Genomic DNA, 2,683 nt, shown 5'->3' with positions numbered 1-2,683 from the left:
CTCCTTTCTTTCTCTCCCTGACGGCCTCACGCCGCCAGGCACGTCCAAGACCAACACCAACACGACACATCCTGGTGAGCAGGCTGCTCCTCTGGCGCGGCTGGAGATCCGCCCCCTCCCGGTCTGGTTCCCATGCCATCAGCCGATCACCAGCAGGAACCCGCCACACGCCACCAGGCTCCGGCGCTAGCGCAGCAGCGCCCAGATGAGGCCCGCCAGGAGGAACCCACACAGCACCCACCAGGGAGCTGCCCGCCGCCACAGTGCCAGCCCCAGGACGAGCTGCAGCGCCGCCGCTGCCAGCAGAGCTATGCCCAGATCTGCCCGCAGCGTCGCCGCCCACGGCAGCGCCCGCACCAGCAGCACACCACCCACTACCTCGGGCAACGTCAGCGCCACCAGCCACGCGCCCAGCCGGCGCAGGCGCTCTCCCAGACTCGGGCGCGCCGGCAGCGGCATGGCGGCAGGAAATGGGGCCATCAGCCCGCGGGGCTGCTTGTCCTGCAACGGGGAATGGGGTAACATGGGAGTGCTCCTTTCAAGCCCGCTCAGGGAGTGAAACTGGCTGACTTCAGGCAATGCCCCGTCTGCTGGCTCCCCCATCGGCAAGCCACGTCGCGGCACGGCGAATGAGCGCCGCCTCGCTGGCAGAGACCAGCGCCGCAGCCTCCTTGGCCGGCCACCAGCGGCCCCCGGCGCTGCTCTCACCCCCAGCGCCGTCAGGGAGCAGGGCCAGATAGGCCGCCACTGGCGGCCAGAGGCCCAGGAGCCATAGTCGCTGGCCCGGACAAGACCCTGCCAGCGACTGGAGGAGGGCCAGCGCAAGCTTGCCCGTGTGGGCACCCGCCGCGCACACGGCGGCAGGCAGAAGCCATGCTCCGCGGCGGTCCCGCAGCAGCCAGATGTTCGGCTGCTGCGGATCACCGCGAAAGATAAGCAAGGCAACGCGCGAGATCTGGCTCATCTCCACCCCCTTGGCTAGAGCCACCCGGCCTGCATCGCACAGCTCAGGCAGAGCACTTTCCGGGGCGGGTCCTCATCCACTTGCTCCAGGACGTGGGCCCGGCAGTAGCTCTGACCGCAATGCCAGCACCGGAGCCGCTGCTCCGGGCGGCGGGAGCAGCCCGGCTCCGCGCAGCGACCCTGCTGGCCCTCGGCCTGCCGCTTCCAGATCGGTCCCCATGCCATTAGCTGCCCCCTTTCTCACGTTGCTGCCTGCGCCACTCCTGCCCGCGGCGGCGGCCAGGCGTCCAGTAGCCCACACACATGGCATGTCGCACTTCTGGAGGATACAGCTCCGATGGATGCCCATCGTAGTCCTCAATCCGGCACAGCGAACAGACTGGCCGCCTGCAAAATTCGCAGATCTCCTCTGCCTCAGCGCCGCATTGCGCACATTGCATGGAGGAATGAGAAGACAATCGAGATGACATCTCTGGCTCCTTTCTGGTTGGAGCCAGGCGCCGAGGGGGCCTTCCCTGCGACCGCTGCTCCCTCCTCTGCGGCGGCTCCCCGCCGGGGGTTGCGCCATTCCAGGCGCCGGGGATATACTGGAGAGAGGAAAGCAGTCGCCGGGGCACAACCCCCCGGCGCCTGGCTTGGCTGCGGATGGAGGCGCGCCAACGGGTCGCCAACCAGCCAGCGCACCCCATCCATCTCAGATGGCTCTAGTAGCCCGCCCGCCTGGCCCGGCGGGCTTCCACCTGTCGGGCCAGGTCCTGGGCAACCAGATATTGGATAATGTCCTCCAGACTCGTCTCTGCGCTGAATTGGTCCCCCAATACCTCCATGACCGCTGGAGCCTGGCTCAGCAGGGCATAGGAGCCGAGTTGGGCCTGGTACTGCTGCAGCAAGGCAATGAGGGACCGGCATCCATCGGGGGAAGATGCAGACATACACACCTCCTCTCCCAAGGGAAGAAGGAAGGGAACGAGGAAGGAAGGAAGGAAGGAAGGAAGGAAGGAAGGAAAGAACTAGAGGCTCTGAACCAACAAAGCGAACGCTTGTTCTCCAGACAATATCTCGAAATGCGGGCATTCCGCCAACGCGGCGAACCGCTCTGCCCACCGGGGCAGCGGCTGCCAGCGGTGAGGGGACTCCAGCGCCGGCCCATAGGACCCTGCGGCGCTGTCCACTCCTATCAGTCTTCCGCAGCGTTCTGAGAGCCAGCGGGCCAGCGGATGATCAAAGCAGCGTCCCCGCTGGCCAACCTGCTCCGAGGCATGCCGCAGCAGCCAATCGGCAAAGTCCTCCAGCGACAGCTCCATGTCTGCCTCCACTTTTTAGGAACCCTGCTTGAGGGCTGCCTCCACCATGACGGAATGATCAAAGGCTAGCTTTGGCAGCGCCTCCAGCCCAACCCAGGCCGCCTCTGCCGCGTCATCGCCGGCCCGCGCCGTGGTGCCCGCCGGCACCTGCACCCGAAACGCGCACGAGATCACGCGCCCACGCGGGTCACGGCCCGGATCGGCAAAGATCCCAACGACTCCGCGGCTGATCCGCTTCGGTGACAGGCGCAGCCCCGTCTCCTCGAACAGCTCGCGCGCCGCCGCCTGCTCCACCGACTCGCCTTCCTCCACCTTCACTTTCCCGCCAGGAAGCGCCCACTGTCCTTCAAACGGCGGCTTGCCGCGCCGGATCAGCAACAATTCCGGGCCGCTCTCTCCAGGCCGCAACACGACCA

5 protein-coding genes are annotated in these 2,683 nt (G+C 66.9%); 1 reads left to right on the top strand and 4 read right to left on the bottom strand.

Features of this window, described 5'->3' with window-relative positions:
• Nucleotides 1–190, top strand: a 190-nt coding sequence (locus IRZ31_RS21125; RefSeq protein ID WP_297157699.1) for a hypothetical protein, incomplete at its 5' end; no start/stop codon positions are given.
• Here the strand turns inward: IRZ31_RS21125 and IRZ31_RS21120 are convergent.
• From IRZ31_RS21120 to IRZ31_RS21105, 4 genes are all read right to left on the bottom strand, one after another.
• Complete coding sequence (locus tag IRZ31_RS21120) at nt 187–525, bottom strand: hypothetical protein (RefSeq protein WP_297157695.1); 339 nt, start codon at nt 523–525, stop codon at nt 187–189. The genes IRZ31_RS21125 and IRZ31_RS21120 overlap by 4 nt on opposite strands.
• 46 nt (nt 526–571) lie before the next feature.
• Nucleotides 572–964 carry a hypothetical protein gene (locus IRZ31_RS21115; protein ID WP_297157692.1) on the bottom strand — a complete coding sequence of 131 codons (393 nt, stop codon included), beginning with the start codon at nt 962–964 and terminating at the stop codon, nt 572–574.
• Between the two features lie 703 nt (nt 965–1,667).
• Nucleotides 1,668–1,895: a hypothetical protein gene (locus IRZ31_RS21110; RefSeq protein ID WP_297157689.1), complete on the bottom strand. Its 228-nt coding sequence runs from the start codon at nt 1,893–1,895 to the stop codon at nt 1,668–1,670.
• 387 nt (nt 1,896–2,282) lie between these two features.
• The coding region (locus tag IRZ31_RS21105) for an NUDIX hydrolase (RefSeq protein ID WP_297157686.1) at nt 2,283–2,683 on the bottom strand (401 nt) is incomplete at its 5' end.

The organism is Thermogemmatispora sp., from assembly GCF_019683635.1.
GTDB lineage: Bacteria > Chloroflexota > Ktedonobacteria > Ktedonobacterales > Ktedonobacteraceae > Thermogemmatispora.
The sequence above is the reverse complement of the archived record's forward strand: the minus strand, read 5'-3'. Positions and strand labels throughout refer to the sequence as shown.